At 55.9% G+C, this 16,311-nt stretch carries 14 protein-coding genes; 5 read left to right on the plus strand and 9 right to left on the minus strand.

Annotated features, from left to right (window positions below):
• Nucleotide 1: 1 nt before the first annotated feature.
• The 8 genes from rffA to trxA form a co-directional block, all read right to left on the minus strand.
• Nucleotides 2-1,132, minus strand: coding sequence for a dTDP-4-amino-4,6-dideoxygalactose transaminase (gene rffA / locus ABLV30_RS19240; RefSeq protein WP_265802091.1), 1,131 nt, complete (start codon nucleotides 1,130-1,132; stop codon nucleotides 2-4).
• Between the two features lie 4 nt (nucleotides 1,133-1,136).
• A complete protein-coding gene (gene rffC / locus ABLV30_RS19245) occupies nucleotides 1,137-1,811 on the minus strand; it encodes a dTDP-4-amino-4,6-dideoxy-D-galactose acyltransferase (protein WP_025108413.1) in 675 nt (224 codons plus the stop codon).
• 78 nt (nucleotides 1,812-1,889) lie between these two features.
• The gene (gene wecC, locus ABLV30_RS19250; protein WP_265802067.1) at nucleotides 1,890-3,152 is read right to left on the minus strand and encodes a UDP-N-acetyl-D-mannosamine dehydrogenase; all 1,263 of its coding nucleotides are present in this window, start codon (nucleotides 3,150-3,152) and stop codon (nucleotides 1,890-1,892) included.
• Nucleotides 3,149-4,279, minus strand: a complete 1,131-nt coding sequence (wecB, locus tag ABLV30_RS19255) for a UDP-N-acetylglucosamine 2-epimerase (non-hydrolyzing) (RefSeq protein ID WP_004097518.1) — start codon at nucleotides 4,277-4,279, stop codon at nucleotides 3,149-3,151. The genes wecC and wecB overlap by 4 nt, the downstream gene beginning before the upstream one ends.
• A gap of 56 nt (nucleotides 4,280-4,335) precedes the next feature.
• A complete protein-coding gene (wzzE, locus tag ABLV30_RS19260; protein WP_014227454.1) occupies nucleotides 4,336-5,382 on the minus strand; it encodes an ECA polysaccharide chain length modulation protein in 1,047 nt (348 codons plus the stop codon).
• Nucleotides 5,383-5,403: 21 nt separating this feature from the next.
• Nucleotides 5,404-6,498 (minus strand): UDP-N-acetylglucosamine--undecaprenyl-phosphate N-acetylglucosaminephosphotransferase, encoded by a 1,095-nt coding sequence (wecA, locus tag ABLV30_RS19265; protein WP_004097511.1) that lies wholly within the window; start codon nucleotides 6,496-6,498, stop codon nucleotides 5,404-5,406.
• Nucleotides 6,499-6,740: 242 nt separating this feature from the next.
• Nucleotides 6,741-8,000 carry a transcription termination factor Rho gene (gene rho, locus ABLV30_RS19270; RefSeq protein WP_002883293.1) on the minus strand — a complete coding sequence of 420 codons (1,260 nt, stop codon included), beginning with the start codon at nucleotides 7,998-8,000 and terminating at the stop codon, nucleotides 6,741-6,743.
• Between the two features lie 329 nt (nucleotides 8,001-8,329).
• On the minus strand, nucleotides 8,330-8,659 hold the full coding sequence (gene trxA, locus ABLV30_RS19275; RefSeq protein WP_004097507.1) for a thioredoxin TrxA: 330 nt from the start codon (nucleotides 8,657-8,659) through the stop codon (nucleotides 8,330-8,332).
• 341 nt (nucleotides 8,660-9,000) lie between these two features.
• Here trxA and rhlB point away from each other — a divergent pair, with 341 nt between their 5' ends.
• Nucleotides 9,001-10,266, plus strand: a complete 1,266-nt coding sequence (gene rhlB / locus ABLV30_RS19280; protein ID WP_265802066.1) for an ATP-dependent RNA helicase RhlB — start codon at nucleotides 9,001-9,003, stop codon at nucleotides 10,264-10,266.
• 125 nt (nucleotides 10,267-10,391) lie between these two features.
• Nucleotides 10,392-11,888 (plus strand): guanosine-5'-triphosphate,3'-diphosphate diphosphatase, encoded by a 1,497-nt coding sequence (gppA, locus tag ABLV30_RS19285; protein ID WP_160743202.1) that lies wholly within the window; start codon nucleotides 10,392-10,394, stop codon nucleotides 11,886-11,888.
• 64 nt (nucleotides 11,889-11,952) lie between these two features.
• Here gppA and ABLV30_RS19290 read toward each other — a convergent pair whose 3' ends face one another.
• Entirely contained in the window at nucleotides 11,953-12,693 is a 741-nt protein-coding gene (locus tag ABLV30_RS19290; protein ID WP_032720758.1) for a GntR family transcriptional regulator, read from the minus strand.
• A 221-nt stretch (nucleotides 12,694-12,914) separates the two neighbouring features.
• Here ABLV30_RS19290 and ABLV30_RS19295 point away from each other — a divergent pair, with 221 nt between their 5' ends.
• The 3 genes from ABLV30_RS19295 to ABLV30_RS19305 are packed head-to-tail and all read left to right on the plus strand — an operon-like array spanning nucleotide 12,915 to nucleotide 16,311.
• Nucleotides 12,915-13,931: an ADP-ribosylglycohydrolase family protein gene (locus ABLV30_RS19295; RefSeq protein ID WP_014227452.1), complete on the plus strand. Its 1,017-nt coding sequence runs from the start codon at nucleotides 12,915-12,917 to the stop codon at nucleotides 13,929-13,931.
• Nucleotides 13,932-13,949: 18 nt separating this feature from the next.
• A complete protein-coding gene (locus ABLV30_RS19300) occupies nucleotides 13,950-15,365 on the plus strand; it encodes a cytosine permease (protein WP_348865643.1) in 1,416 nt (471 codons plus the stop codon).
• Nucleotides 15,349-16,311 (plus strand): PfkB family carbohydrate kinase, encoded by a 963-nt coding sequence (locus ABLV30_RS19305; RefSeq protein ID WP_265802064.1) that lies wholly within the window; start codon nucleotides 15,349-15,351, stop codon nucleotides 16,309-16,311. Before ABLV30_RS19300 ends, ABLV30_RS19305 begins: the two co-directional genes overlap by 17 nt.

Genomic DNA, 16,311 nt, shown 5'->3' on the forward strand with positions numbered 1-16,311 from the left:
ATCAGGAGAAATAGCTCAGCAGCGAGTTAATCACCGTGCGCTGGTTAACGTTCGACAAATTGTAGAATAACGGCAGGCGCAGCAGGCGTTCGCTCTCCTGGGTCGTGTAGCGATCCGTCCCGTGGAACTCGCCGAAGTTCTCCCCGGCCGGGCAGCTGTGCAGCGGGATATAGTGGAATACCGCCAGAATTTCCGCCTCTTTCAGCCAGGCGATCAGCTTGCTGCGATCGTCAATATCGCGCAGCTTGATATAGAACATATGCGCATTTTGCCCGCAGTCGGCAGGCACGATGGGCAGATCGATACGCCCGGCGCGCGCCAGCGGCAGCAGGGCGTCGTAGTAGTTCTGCCACAGCGCCAGACGCTGCTGGTTAATCCGCTCCGCCGCTTCCAGCTGCGCCCACAGATAGGCCGCCTGTAAATCGGACATCAGGTAGCTGGAGCCGATATCGCGCCAGGTATATTTATCCACCAGGCCACGGAAAAATTGGCTGCGGTTGGTGCCTTTTTCACGAATGATCTCCGCGCGCTCTATCAGCGTGCGATCGTTAATCAGCGTTGCGCCGCCTTCACCGCCCGCGGTGTAGTTTTTGGTTTCATGGAAGCTGAAGCAGCCAATATGGCCGATAGTGCCGAGCGCCCGGCCTTTATAGGTCGACATCACGCCCTGAGCGGCATCCTCCACCACAAACAGATTATGCTTGCTGGCGATAGCCATAATGGTGTCCATCTCGCAGGCCACGCCGGCGTAGTGGACCGGTACAATCGCGCGGGTTTTCTCGGTGATGGCCGCTTCAATCAGCGTTTCATCGATATTCATGGTATCGCGACGAATATCAACGAAGACGATTTTCGCGCCGCGCAGCACAAAGGCGTTGGCGGTGGAGACGAAGGTATAGCTCGGCATAATCACTTCATCGCCCGGCTGAATATCCAGCAGCAGCGCCGCCATTTCCAGCGAAGCGGTGCAGGATGGCGTCAGCAGCGCTTTCGCGGTGCCGAAACGCTGCTCCATCCACTGCTGGCAGCGGCGGGTAAAACCGCCATCGCCGCACAGCTTGCCGCTCCCCATCGCGGACTGCATATAATCAAGCTCGGTACCCACCACCGGCGGCGCGTTAAATGGCATCATCATGTCACCTGTATAACCAGTACGCGGTGCTTTCGACATTGGCACCGCTAAGAATGTAACGTTTAAGCGCGGCGGTGTTGCCCATCTGGGTCGCCACCCGCAGCGTCGTCAGCTCGCGCAGCGCGGCCCAGCGCTGCGCCGCCTGCATTAATTCCGCTCCGGCGCCGCGTCCGGCCAGCAGGCCAATCCTCGCCTCGCGCTCGCTGAGCTGGCGCAGGGAGACAAACGCGCGAATATCGCCGTCAGGGGCGCGAAGCACCAGACACTGGTGATCGAAGGTTCCGCGCACCGCATTTTCAATCCACTGGGCATAGAAACGACCGCTGGCATCGTCGGAATACCACGGGGCGCGAAAACGGCTCTGCGCAAAGGCCAGCGCCGCCAGTTCGCGCAGCCGGGGGATATCCACCTCAGTCGCCGGCTCGGCGCCGATATCATCAGAAGCCGCGGGCGAAAGCGCAAGATCGACCTCGCCCTCCACCAGCCGGAAGCCTAATGCCTGCAGCGCATCCAGGCGCGCGGCATCATCCGCCGCGACTTTCGCCTGCACCCGCGACCATCCCGCCAGCGCTTGCACCGTCAGCGGCGGCGCATCGTCGCCAAAGCGGAGAATGGCGCTATTGACGCCGAAGAAGCGGTTTTCCCACTCAAGGGGCTCAATACTGGCGCGGGCGAACATAAAATAGATCTGTTAAGTTTTGGTCACGATGAAAGCGCGCGAAGCTGCGAACACTTTCATCTTTTACCAGACGCCCTCTCACCGCCACACCCCTTTGGTATCGACGATAAACTGCTGGCTAACGCTATCCCCGCCAACCGCTTTAAATTCTTTATGATCGACCAGCATCACCAGCACATCGGCGCTCGCCAGCGCCTCGTCCAACGACGCCAGAGCGCACAGTCCGTCGAGCTTTTTCGGCAGCTGATGAATATTTGGCTCAACGACCAGGGTTTCGCCGCCGTGCCAGCGGGCGATCTGCGCGGCAATGGCCATGGCCGGGCTTTCGCGCAGGTCATCAATATTCGGCTTAAACGCGAGGCCAAAACAGGCGATTTTTAGCTCACTGGCGCGTTTGTTGCTGGCGGCGAGGCAGTCGGCGACCCGCGCTTTGACCTGATCGATCACCCATTCTGGTTTGTGGTCGTTGACTTCACGCGCGGTCCGGATAAGCCGCGCCTGCTGCGGGTTTTGCGCCACGATAAACCACGGGTCGACCGCGATGCAGTGGCCGCCAACGCCCGGCCCCGGCTGGAGGATATTGACGCGCGGATGACGATTCGCCAGACGAATCAGTTCCCAGACGTTGATCCCCTGATCGGCGCAAATTAGCGAAAGTTCATTGGCAAAAGCGATATTAACGTCGCGAAAGCTGTTTTCAGTCAGCTTGCACATCTCGGCGGTGCGCGAGTTGGTCACCACGCATTCGCCTTCGAGGAAAATTTTATACAGCTCGCTGGCGCGGGCTGAGCAAACCGGCGACATACCGCCAATCACGCGATCGTTTTTAATCAGCTCAACCATCACCTGCCCCGGCAACACGCGCTCCGGACAGTAGGCGATATTGACGTCCGCCGCTTCGCCAACCTGCTGCGGGAAGCTCAGATCGGGGCGCATTTCCGCCAGCCAGCCCGCCATCTGCTCGGTTGAACCCACCGGCGAGGTGGACTCAAGGATAACCAGCGACCCTTTCTTCAGCGTCGGTGCGATAGATTTCGCCGCCGACTCGACGAAAACCATATCCGGTTCATGCAGGTCTTTAAACGGCGTCGGCACCGCAATCAGGTAAGCGTCGGCTTCTACCGGCGCGATAGTGGCGCTCAGGTAGCCCTGCTCGACCGCCGTTTTGACGACGCTCGCCAGATCCGGCTCCACGATATGAATTTCACCACGGTTAATGGTCTCCACGGCGTGTTGATTGATATCAACGCCGACCACCCGCTTTTGCCGGGAGGCGAACGCGGCAGCGGTTGGCAGGCCAATATATCCAAGGCCAATCACTGAAATGGTAGAAAAATTCATAGCGTTACCTGATTATTTTTAAGTGCAGACAAAATACGATGACACGCATGTCCATCGCCATACGGGTTATGCGCCCGGCTCATGGCCTGATACGCGGACTCATCTTGCAGCAGGCGCGTGACCTCATTGACGATGCGCTGGCTATCGGTACCCACCAGGCACACGGTGCCCGCGCTGACCGCCTCCGGGCGCTCGGTCATTTCACGCATCACCAGCACCGGTTTCCCGAGCGAGGGCGCCTCTTCCTGGATACCGCCGGAATCGGTCAGGATCAACCACGCGCGGTTCATCAGCCAGACAAACGGCAAATAATCCTGCGGCTCAATAAGTATGACGTTCTCAACGTGGCCGAGAATGCGCTTCACCGGTTCGCTGACGTTCGGATTCAAATGCACCGGATAGACGATCTGTACGTCCGGATTGTTCGCGGCGATCTCCGCCAGCGCATGGCAGATTTGCTCGAAACCGCGGCCAAAGCTTTCCCGACGGTGTCCGGTGACCAGAATCATCTTCTTGCCGTTGGCGAGGAAGGGATAACGCTGAGTCAGCTCGTTGTGCAGGGCTTCATCGCTCAACACCCGGTCGCGCACCCAGAATAGCGCGTCAATAACCGTATTACCGGTTACCGTGATCCGATTGTCGGCGATGTTTTCCCGCAGCAGGTTCTGCCTTGAGGTTTCCGTCGGCGCAAAGTGGTACGTCGCCAGATGCCCGGTCAACGTACGGTTCCCCTCTTCCGGCCACGGCGAGCTCAGATCGCCCGTGCGCAGCCCGGCTTCCACGTGTCCTACCGGGATCCGCTGATAGAAAGCGGCCAGACTTGCCGCCATCGTCGTGGTGGTATCGCCATGCACCAGCACCACGTCTGGTTTAAACGACTCGAGCACCGGCTTTAAACCTTCAAGGATGCGACAGGTAATCTCCGTCAATCCCTGACCCGGCTGCATAATGTTAAGGTCGTATTCCGGAACAATAGAAAAAAGTTTCAACACCTGATCGAGCATCTCCCGATGCTGCGCGGTCACGCAAACTTTCGCCTCAAAATGAGGATCCTTTGCCAGCGCATGAACCAGAGGCGCCATCTTGATAGCTTCTGGTCTCGTGCCAAATACCGTTAGTACTTTCACATCGATTCTCTTCGATTAGGTGATAAAGGCTGAATGTCCTTCACCACAGGCCGCATTCACTGGACACGGCGACGCGATAACGCAACGCCTGCGCCGATGAGCGCGCCCACAATCCCCCACATCACCATCAGAAACACGCGGCGCGGGCTATCGCGTTTTACCGGTTCTTCAGGCGTTCGCAAATACCTGTAAGTCTGAAAACGCGGGTCCAGGGTCGGCCCCACGTTCAACGTCGTTAACATGGCGCGGCTTTGGTCATAATCAAGATCGTACTGCGGCCCCACCGCCTGCAGATTTTCCAGCCGGGCCTGCAGCATTGGACGCCCCAGTAAAAACAGCTCGGAATCCGGCAGCTGGTCTGGTGGAATATCGGTTTCGCTGCGGGAGATGTTGTGCTGCTGCGCGACTTTCAGCGCCTGTTCCACGCTGTGCATGCGGCGATTGAAAATCTCTCGCGCCACCTCTTCCTGGCGCTTCACCTGCGCTTTCATCTGTACGGTACGCGCGGCCCAGGCGCCTTTGAGCTCATCATTCAGATGCCCTGCCGCACGCTGGCTGGCGAAAGCCACATACTGGCGCAGCAGATTGTTGGCATCAGGCGCGGTTTCTGCCGTCAGCTTCACGCTATCGTTGATGCTTTTTAGCGCATCGCCGGGCATGAACTGGATATCGTTAATCAGGTCATCCAACAGCGCGGCATCGGCGCGAGCGTTACCCGACTGGCGCTGCTTGTAGTAGTCCGTTTGCAACCAGAAGTCGCGGCGGGTATCCCACGACGCCTGCTGCATGATGAACTCTTTATATGCTTCGTCCATGACCGAAGGCTGATCGACAGAGACGAGATTGGCCTTGATATCGAGATTGCGTAAGAACTGCTGTTGTGAATAGTATCCCCCCAGCATGTTCACCGTCGGTCGGTCGGTAATCGCCGTCGCGCTCCACTCCTGACGAGCAAAAAAGGTATAAACCAGAACAATCAGTGCAAAGAGCACTGCGATACCTGCTATCCAGCTTTTTCCGGCCCATAAGGCGCGAAACAGCCCGCGAATATCCAGCTCGTTCTCAACGTTCACTGTTTGTGCTCCCGGTAATGGTTGAGTCATCACGTCCCCAGATTGACTTGGTTAATTTGGATTATTGCCGCTGTGTCGCCGTATTCTGCGTCTAATGCGCTTAACCATGCGCGCCACTTTCCAGGCGCGTTTAATGCAGTAGCCATAAAGAAAGAAGGCTAACAAAAAGAGTATTAACATCACCCATTCAGGAACAATGCGGGTGTATTCCGCCACCACGCCAACCAGGGCCAGCAGCGCGGCGGCCAGGGTGATCAGCACAAACGCCTGACGGGAAGTAAACCCGGCGCGCATGATTAAATGATGAATATGCTGACGGTCCGGGGAGAATGGGCTCATCCCTTTGCGCAGGCGACGGTACATAATCGCCACCATATCCATCAACGGAATAGCGATAATCCACAGCGCCGTGACCGGGCTGATAGGATGCGTTTTTCCCTGCGTGGTCTCCAGCAGGATCCAGATGATAGTGAAGCCAATCATGGTGCTGCCGGCATCACCCATAAAGACCTTATAGCGACGACCAAGCGCACCGAGGTTAAGTAAAATATAGGGCAAAATGGCGGCGATCATCGCAAAACACCACATCGCCAGGCTGTACTGGCCATCAAACCACAGGATAATGCCCGTTGCCGCGAAAGAGACTGACGACAGACCGCCAAGCAGCCCATCGATACCATCAACCATATTGAAGGCATTGATCGCCGCCCAGACGGCGAATAGCGTGAGGAAGAAGCCAAAAGGGCCGAGCACCAGCTCCCATGAGCCGAATATAAAACCGAGGCTACTAAGATGAAGATTACCCACCATCATCATAATGACGGCGATAGCGGCTTGAATAACCGCGCGAATTTTTACGCTGATATCAAAGCGGTCGTCCAGCGCACCGACCAGCACGAGCACCCCGGCACATCCCAGGTATAACCGAGCGTGGGGAATGTAATAATCGGCGATAGCAAACGTAAAACAAATACCTGCGAAAACTGAAATACCACCGACTAACGGAATCAAACCCTGATGCCGTTTGCGATAGTTAGGTTTATCCACCAGCCCAACTCTTTTTGCCGCCTTGCGAGCGATAAATATAAACAGGGTGGTGAATAAGAAAATACTGATTAATTCAGTAATAGCAGTGAGTAAATTCACAACGCATGTGCTCTCAGCATAGTTAATCCGGGAAGTATAACGATGATGCCTCAACTCCAGAAGGGGCAAAGCAGAACATTACAAATTTATTGTAGAAATTTTAGACTGTTAAAGCCGTCTCTGCCTGCCATCATCCTGCGCATATCATACGTTAAGACCCATTTTGTTTTCCCTTCCTGGATCATACAAACCCGGAAAACAAAACGCCACGCAATAGCGTGGCGTTCTCTGGCGTTTTTAGCTTACGAGCGCTTCATCATGTCGAAGAAGTCATCGTTAGTTTTAGTCATCGCCAGTTTATTGATGAGGAATTCCATCGCGTCGATCTCACCCATCGGGTGAATGATTTTACGCAGGATCCACATCTTCTGCAGCTCTTCCTGAGTGGTGAGCAGCTCTTCTTTACGGGTACCGGAACGGTTGTAGTCAATAGCCGGGAAGACGCGTTTTTCTGCGATCTTACGAGAGAGGTGAAGCTCCATGTTACCGGTGCCTTTAAACTCTTCGTAGATAACTTCGTCCATTTTAGAACCAGTATCGATCAGCGCCGTAGCGATAATCGTCAGGCTGCCGCCCTCTTCCACGTTACGCGCGGCACCGAAGAAACGCTTCGGACGATGCAGGGCGTTGGCGTCCACACCACCGGTCAACACTTTACCGGAAGCCGGGACGACGGTGTTGTAGGCACGCGCCAGACGGGTAATGGAGTCGAGCAGGATGATAACGTCTTTCTTATGCTCAACCAGACGCTTCGCTTTCTCGATAACCATCTCGGCAACCTGAACGTGGCGAGATGCCGGCTCGTCAAAGGTAGAAGCGACAACTTCACCTTTAACCAGACGCTGCATCTCGGTCACTTCTTCCGGACGTTCGTCGATCAGCAGTACCATCAGAACGCAATCAGGATGGTTGTACGCAATGCTCTGCGCGATGTTCTGCAGCAGCATGGTTTTACCGGCCTTCGGCGGCGCAACAATCAGACCACGCTGGCCGCGGCCGATCGGCGATGCCAGATCCAGGACGCGAGCGGTTAAGTCTTCCGTTGAGCCGTTACCACGCTCCATACGCAGACGTGAATTTGCGTGCAGAGGGGTTAAGTTCTCGAACAGAATCTTGTTACGCGCGTTTTCCGGCTTATCGTAGTTAACTTCGTTAACTTTCAACAACGCAAAGTAACGCTCACCCTCTTTAGGAGGACGAATCTTACCGGAAATGGTGTCACCAGTGCGGAGGTTGAAGCGGCGGATTTGGCTGGGGGATACGTAGATGTCGTCGGGACCGGCGAGGTAGGAGCTGTCTGCTGAACGGAGGAAACCAAATCCATCCTGCAGTATCTCCAGTACGCCATCGCCAAAGATATCCTCGCCACTCTTCGAATGCTGCTTGAGGATGGCAAAAATAATATCCTGCTTACGCATACGGGCCAGGTTTTCCAGCCCCATATTTTCGCCGAGAGTAATCAGCTCAGAAACCGGCGTATTCTTTAATTCGGTAAGATTCATAATGGTGTGGGTTCTTAAACTCGGGGTAATTCTCGAACTTAATGTTGTGAATGGTATGGCAGGAACATCCATGCCTGTTAACGGCCTTCATCTCGTGTCTGTACGTTGCCTGGTCACAGGAAAGAACGCAGAACTGAAACGACTAAACGGAATGAGTGATAAGCCCGGATTATAAGCCTCACGCGCATTTTTGCGGGACGCTTTGGGTAAAACAAGATTCAAACAAAGGTATGTTTAAAACGAAGTCTGAGATTAACTTAGCACGACTCTCGCCGGGCGTCCAGAGATCCGCAAAAAATTGGACGCTGGACGCCGGGAGAACAAGCCGCTTACGCCAGGTTGGCGTCGAGGAACTCTTTCAGCTGTCCTTTGGACAGCGCGCCAACTTTGGTCGCTGCCACTTCGCCATTTTTGAACAGCAGCAGGGTCGGGATGCCGCGAATGCCGTATTTCGGCGCAGTACCCGGGTTCTGATCGATGTTCAGTTTCGCAATGGTCAGTTTGCCCTGATACTCTTCAGCGATCTCATCCAGAATCGGGGCGATCATTTTGCACGGACCACACCACTCTGCCCAGAAATCGACGAGGGTTAGCCCGTCAGCCTTGAGTACGTCCGTGTCAAAACTGTCGTCAGTCAGGTGAATAATTTTATCGCTCATATTTAACTCCACAGGAATAAGCCTGGTGTGTTGGTGTCGCGGCCATCAACGACGTGTCGATGCTACGTTATGCACGCTGTTCTTCAGAATGCCTCTTTTATCTCTCTGCATCACAATGCCCATCATGAACTTTGCCCCGCAAAAGATAAAGCAACCAGCGTTCAAACCGGCTTATCGCAGATTTGTCACCCTCGCCTCGCTTAGTAGTCTAAGCTTTCGAAGATTCGTTCAGTTGCCGCAGACGCACCTTGAATAATTTCATACATAGCCAACGAAAGGTTGACGTTATTTCACCGGATACGCTTTCTTAATGCAATAGTTAGCTGATATTCTACCACACTATGAGCAAAACACATTTAACAGAACAGAAGTTTTCCGACTTCGCCCTGCACCCGGCAATGATTGAAGCCCTTGAAAAGAAAGGGTTTCATAATTGTACACCCATTCAGGCACTCGCCCTCCCGCTTACGCTGGAAGGTCGCGATGTCGCCGGGCAGGCGCAAACCGGTACCGGTAAAACGATGGCGTTTCTGACGTCAACGTTTCATTATCTTCTCACTCACCCGGCGATCGCTGACCGCCAGGTCAACCAGCCGCGCGCGCTGATCATGGCGCCGACGCGTGAACTGGCGGTTCAGATCCACGCTGACGCCGAACCGCTGGCGCAGGCTACCGGTCTGAAACTCGGCCTGGCTTACGGCGGCGACGGCTACGATAAGCAGCTGAAAGTGCTGGAAAGCGGCGTGGATATTCTGATCGGTACCACCGGTCGCCTTATCGACTACGCCAAACAGAACCATATTAACCTCGGCGCCATTCAGGTTGTCGTGCTTGACGAAGCCGATCGCATGTACGATCTCGGCTTTATTAAAGATATCCGTTGGCTGTTCCGCCGTATGCCGCCAGCGAATCAGCGCCTGAACATGCTGTTCTCTGCCACCCTTTCTTATCGCGTCCGTGAACTGGCGTTCGAACAAATGAACAACGCCGAGTACGTCGAAGTTGAGCCTGAGCAGAAAACGGGCCACCGTATTAAAGAAGAGCTGTTCTATCCTTCCAACGAAGAAAAAATGCGCCTGCTGCAGACGCTGCTGGAAGAAGAGTGGCCGGATCGCGCGATTATTTTCGCCAACACCAAACATCGATGTGAAGATATCTGGGGTCACCTGGCGGCGGACGGCCATCGCGTTGGTCTGTTAACCGGCGACGTTGCGCAGAAAAAACGCCTGCGCATTCTCGATGAATTTACCCGCGGCGATATCGACATTCTGGTCGCAACCGACGTTGCCGCCCGCGGTCTGCATATTCCGGCCGTTACGCACGTCTTTAACTACGACCTGCCGGACGATTGCGAAGACTACGTTCACCGTATTGGCCGTACCGGCCGCGCTGGCGCCAGCGGTCACTCCATCAGCCTGGCCTGTGAAGAGTACGCGCTGAATCTGCCGGCAATTGAAACCTATATCGGTCATTCAATTCCGGTCAGCAAATACAATTCGGACGCGCTGATGACTGAACTGCCCAGACCTCTACGTCTTACGCGCCCGCGCCCAGGCAACGGCCCGCGTCGTAACGGTCCGCCACGTAATCGTCGTCGTTCAGGTTAAAGCACTATGCCATACACAAAATCATTCAAGTTGCATCAAGGCCGCAGGAAAGCGAATCGCGGCGAGCTAACGCTGGTAAGTGATTCGGGTAAGAGAACGCAGCCAACACAGAGGCAACTTGAAGGATGAAGTGTATGAGCTCCACCTCGCTCTATGCCGCTATCGATCTTGGCTCCAATAGCTTTCATATGTTGGTTGTACGCGAGGTTGCCGGAAGCATCCAGACCCTGAGTCGTATCAAACGCAAAGTCCGTCTGGCCGCTGGACTCAGCGGCGACAATACGCTCTCGGCGGAAGCCATGGAGCGCGGCTGGCAATGTTTACGCCTGTTTGCCGAGCGTTTGCAGGATATCCCCCCGACGCAAATCCGCGTGGTCGCCACAGCGACGCTGCGCCTGGCGGTTAACGCCGGTGAGTTTCTGGAGAAAGCGCGGGAAATCCTCGGCTGCGCGGTTCAGGTTATCAGCGGTGAAGAGGAAGCGCGCCTGATTTATCAGGGCGTTGCGCATACAACAGGCGGCGCAGATCAGCGTCTGGTCGTGGATATTGGCGGCGCCAGCACCGAACTGGTTACCGGTACCGGTGCGCAAACCACCTCGCTTTTCAGCCTGTCCATGGGCTGCGTGACCTGGCTGGAACGCTACTTTGCCGATCGCAGCCTGACCAAAGAGAACTTTGACCAGGCCGAAACCGCCGCGCGTGAAGTTTTGCGTCCCGTCGCCGATGTGCTGCGCTATCACGGCTGGAAAGTGTGCGTCGGGGCGTCCGGTACGGTTCAGGCGTTACAGGAAATCATGATGGCGCAGGGGATGGATGAACGCATCACCTTAGCCAAGCTACAGCAGCTCAAACAGCGCGCCATTCAGTGCGGTCGTCTGGAAGAGCTGGAGATCGAAGGCCTGACGCTTGAACGGGCGCTCGTCTTTCCCAGCGGGCTGGCGATTCTTATGGCCATCTTCAGCGAGCTGAATATTCAGTGTATGACGCTCGCCGGCGGCGCGCTGCGTGAAGGTCTGGTCTACGGCATGCTGCACCTGTCGATCGATCAGGATATTCGCAGTCGTACCTTACGCAATATTCAGCGCCGGTTTCTGGTTGATACTGAACAGGCACAGCGCGTTGCCCAACTGGCCGCCCATTTCGTTCATCAGGTGGAAAACAGCTGGGAAATTGAGCCGCTATGCTTCGATTTGCTGCAAAGTGCCTGCCAGCTGCATGAAATTGGTCTGAGCGTGGAGTACAAGCAGGCCCCCCTGCACGCCGCCTGGCTGGTGCGCAATCTTGACCTGCCCGGCTTTACCCCCGCACAAAAGAAGCTGCTGGCGACGCTGCTGTTAAACCAAACCAACGCCGTCGACCTTTCATCCATTCATCAACAAAACGCGGTGCCTCCGAGAGTCGCGGAGCATATGTGCCGTCTGCTGCGTCTGGCGATTCTGTTTGCCAGCCGCCGACGCGACGATCTGCTGCCGATGCTTACGCTGGCTGCCGAAGATGAAAATTTGACGTTAACGCTGCCGCAGGGCTGGCTGGAGAATCATCCGCTGGGCCGGGAAATGGTCGAACAGGAGTGCCAGTGGCAGAGCTACGTTCACTGGCCGCTGCGGCTTAACGAGCAGTAGTCGGCTACGATCCGCTCTCGCATAAAGCGATGGCGGGTTTTATACACCGGCCATGCCAAAGCGCTTATTGCAGCTTCACTCTGAAATCAAAATTAAAGTAATTGCTCAGGCAGAATGCGGTTCCGTACTCAAGCACCTCTCCCTGAGCATTGCGGCTTTTCAGCGTAATTTTCATCAATGGCACGCCTTGCGGCAGGTCGAGCAAATTCAGCTCTTCCGCCGAAGGAATATGCACCGTCAGTGAGTAATCCTGAAGATCGGGATAAATATCATTTTCCGCCCAGTGCGCGTACAGCGAACCTTCAAGTAGATCCGGGCGGGGTAAGAAACGCTCGGGGATAAACATGGTTTCGAGAGACACCGGGAGGGCATCGACCAGACGGACGCGTTTGATTTTCGCCACCCGATCGCCGACCGCGATCTCCAGCTCACGGGCCAGAAAATCATCCGCCGCCAGCTTTTCCCTCACCAGCCATCGGTTGGACACCGTGCCTGAATTTTGTAGCTGGGCAGAAAATCCGCCGCTGGCAAGGTTATAGCTTACCGGCAGATTCACCTCGGTCCCTTTTCCGTGGCGTTTAATAACCAGCCCGGCCTCCAGCAGCGCATCAAGCGCCTTCACGACCGTCACGCGCGATAGCTCAAGCGTCTGCGACATTTTGCGTTCGGAAGGCAGGATGCTGCCGTGCGTCAGCAACCGCTCGGTCATTGCCGCTTCAATAGCTTGTTTAAGTTGAATATAAAGCGGCGCGGGAGCCTCTGCATTCAGACGCCCTTTTATATACTCAAGCAGCGATTGCGGCATAATGTCGTAGTCTTCCGGAATTCAGTGGCAGTGGATTTATCATAGTGGATCCATACTGGAATCAATAGCCCCCTCATAACGTCTCCCCACCCTTTTTTAGCTTCTCACTTTTCTTTCAGAATGCGTCTTCGATCACAGCATGGCCACAAAGGACTTTAACTGGACTTAATCTGGATCTACTTTTAGTATAACTTTTATTCATTTCTTCCAGGGAGCCGATGATGTCTGCTATTCACCCTACCTATACCACCGAAAACCGCATCCTCGGCTGCCTTTATGGGCAAGCCATTGGTGATGCGATGGGTATGCCTTCCGAACTGTGGCCTAAGCGCCGAATTATCAACCATTTTGGCTGGATTGAGCGCTTCCTCCCCGGACCGAAAGAGAATATTGCGGCCTGCGAATTTCGCGCCGCTGAGTTCACCGATGATACCCATCAGTGCATCGCACTCATGGATGCCCTGAATGAAACCAACGGCGTGACCGATCCACTGGTCATCGCCAGGCATATTCTGCTGTGGGCCAGACGCTGTCAGGCCTTTGAAAAAAATATTCTTGGCCCGACCTCGAAGGCTTCCCTGATCGCGCTTGAACAGGGGCAGCCGCTGGAGGAGATCGCGGCCAACGGCGTAACCAACGGCGCGGCAATGCGCGTGGCGCCGATGGGCTGTCTACTGCCCACCGGGGACAGAACGTTTTTCATTGAGCAAGTGCGGCTATCCTGCCTGCCGACGCATAAATCAGATATCGCTATCGCCGGCGCGGTGGTCATTGCCTGGGCGATCGGCCGCGCCATTGAAGGGGCCGAATGGCCGTTAATTAAAACGGAGCTGGCGTCGCTCGCCAATGAGACGCAGCGCCATTATGAGTCCACTTTTAGTCCACTACTGGGAAACCGTATCCACCTGGCGCTGGAAACGATCGCCGGGGAGACTGACCATCTGACGGGTATTGAACGGATTTATGAGGACATCGGCGCCGGTATGGATATTATCGAGTCCGTCCCCGCAGCGATTGCTCTGGTTGAGCTGGCAAAAACGCAGCCTATGAAATGCGCTATGCTGGCAGCCAATTTAGGCGGCGACACCGACACCATTGGCGCGATGGCCACCGCCATCTGCGGCGCGCTTCATGGCATAGAGGCTTTTCCTGAAGAACATATACAACGGATTAAGCAGGCCAACAGCATCGACTTCGCGCCTTACGCACAGCGGCTTGCAGGCTACCGCTTCGCATAATTCACAGAGGGTATCACTATGGACAGCAAAGCTTCATACGATGGAAATATCCAGGCGGCAGATCCCGGAATGGCAGAATTAGGGATCGGTCTGGTCCCCCCGGTCCACCAGACCCAGAAACCGGTCCAGCTGTTTTTCGTCTGGTGCGCCGCGAATATTGGCATTCTTGGCGTCGTTTACGGCGCGGTGATAGTGTCGTTCGGCCTCTCATTCTGGCAGGCGATTCTGGCCGCCGTGGCGGGCGTCGCCTCCTTTGCGCTGGTCGGCATCACCAGCATCGCCGGGAAAATTGGTCGTACGACGACGCTAACCCTCTCCCGCGTCATTTTTGGCAAACGCGGTAATATCGCCCCCACCAGCTTCTGTTGGGTGAATTTGATGGGCTGGGAAGCGGTCAATATCATTACCGGCACGCTCACCCTTATCGCGCTGTTTGCCGCCATGGGTTTTGAAGAGAGTCTGACCACCACCGCGCTGTCGCTTTTCTTGTTTGGCGGGCTGACCGTACTGGTCAGCGTGCTCGGGCAAAACGCCGTGCTGATGATGCAAAAATGGATCACCCGGATCTTTGGCGCCATGACGCTGCTGGTGGTGATCTATTTACTCTTCACCGCGGACTGGCAGGCCATCCTCGCGCTGCCTTCAGGCAGCTGGCTGACCGGCTTTCTGCCTGCCGTGTCTATTATTGCCGCAGGCACCGGCATCAGCTGGGCTATCGCCGGCGCCGACTATAGTCGCGATCAGCGCCCTGACTCCGGGGAAAAGCCTATTTTTCTCGCCGTGGTCAGCGGCGCCGCCCTCCCGCTGCTGTTGCTGATGCTCACCGGAATACTGCTTACCGCGCAGATCCCCGATCTGGCCTCCAGCGAGAACCCCATTTCAGCGATCGGTAAACTGCTGCCTTCGTGGATGGCAATCCCCTATCTGGCCGCGGCTACCGCCGGGGTCGTGACCATCGCCGTGTTGAGCCTCTATTCCGCCAGCCTTAACCTGTTAAGCATGGGGATTAAGCTACAGCAGCGTTCCGCCGTGGCCCTCGACGCCGTGCTGGTGCTGGGGATTGCCCTCTACGTGCTGTTTGTCTCGAAAGATTTTCTCGGGCCGTTCATCGCGTTTTTGATTTTCTGCGGCGTATTTCTGGCCGCCTGGGCCGCCATCTTTATGGTCGATTTTTATCGGCTGCGCCGCCGTGCCGGATATCCTGAAGCTGATTTATTCAGGGAGAGCGGCGCAAACCGTACCGCGCTGGGCTGCTGGATTGTCGGTGCGCTGGCAGGATTGATGGTCTCTAAAACCGGTTTTATCGACGGACCTTTCGCGGTCGGTATTTTCGCGGACTCCAGCCTCGGGTTATTCGTCTCTTTTATTCTGAGCCTGGCGCTGTATCTCGCCTTCGGAACGAGAAAGGGGGCCTGCCGTGACAATCAGCGCTGACCTGCTATCGCCTCAGCGGCCGATCGTGGTTATCGGCGCCGCTTTTGGCGACATTATTCTCCATCTCGATGCGCTGCCGCAAAGCGGTAGCGATGTCTCCGCCCGCGACGGCGGACGGCAGATTGGCGGCTGTGCGTTCAACGTCGCCCGCGCGCTCTCGCGCCTCGAACTGTTTCCCATTAACGCCATACCGGTAGGCAATGGCGATTGGGGGCAGGCCGTTGCGCAAAAAATGGCGCTGGAAAACTTGCCCGTCCTCTTGCGCCATCCCACCCACGATAACGGCTGGTGTCTGGCTCTTGTCGAAGCCAGCAAAGAGCGGACGTTTATCACCATTGAGGGCTGCGAACAGCACTGGACTGATGAACTATTAGCGCAAATACCGCTGCCGAAGGAGGCGATTATTTACGTCTCGGGATACGAACTGGCCAGCGAAGCGCTGCGCCAGTGGATCCTTGCCCAGACGGAAGATAAAACGCTGTTCGTCGATTTTGGCCCGCGTCTGTGCGACCTGGATATTCACTTTATCCAGGCGCTGCTGCGCAAACGCCCCCTGCTCACCCTGAATCGCGATGAACTCAGCGTGCTGTGCGCGCTTTTATACGATTTGGATAGCGCGACCCTTGATGCCGCCTCACGGCTCGCCAGCGACTGGCATATTCGGGCGATCTGTCGGTTTGATAAGGATGGCGCATGGGTGGTTGAACCTGACGCAGCACCGCAGCATATTCCGGCCTGCCGCGTGAAGGTCCACGACACGATTGCCGCAGGAGACAGCCACTGTGCCGGTACGATCGCCGGGCTGGCCTGCGGGATGGATCTGCAGCCGGCAACGCGGCTGGGCAATGAAGTGGCGGCCATTGTCGTCAGTCAACCCGGTTCAGACGGCGCGCCCGGTCGCAAAGCGCTACGTCAGTTCCAGATTCAACAGCAAAACAGCCGCTAG

Origin of the sequence: Klebsiella sp. CN_Kp113, from assembly GCF_040064585.1 — a bacterium.
GTDB classification, from domain to species: Bacteria; Pseudomonadota; Gammaproteobacteria; order Enterobacterales; family Enterobacteriaceae; genus Klebsiella; species Klebsiella michiganensis.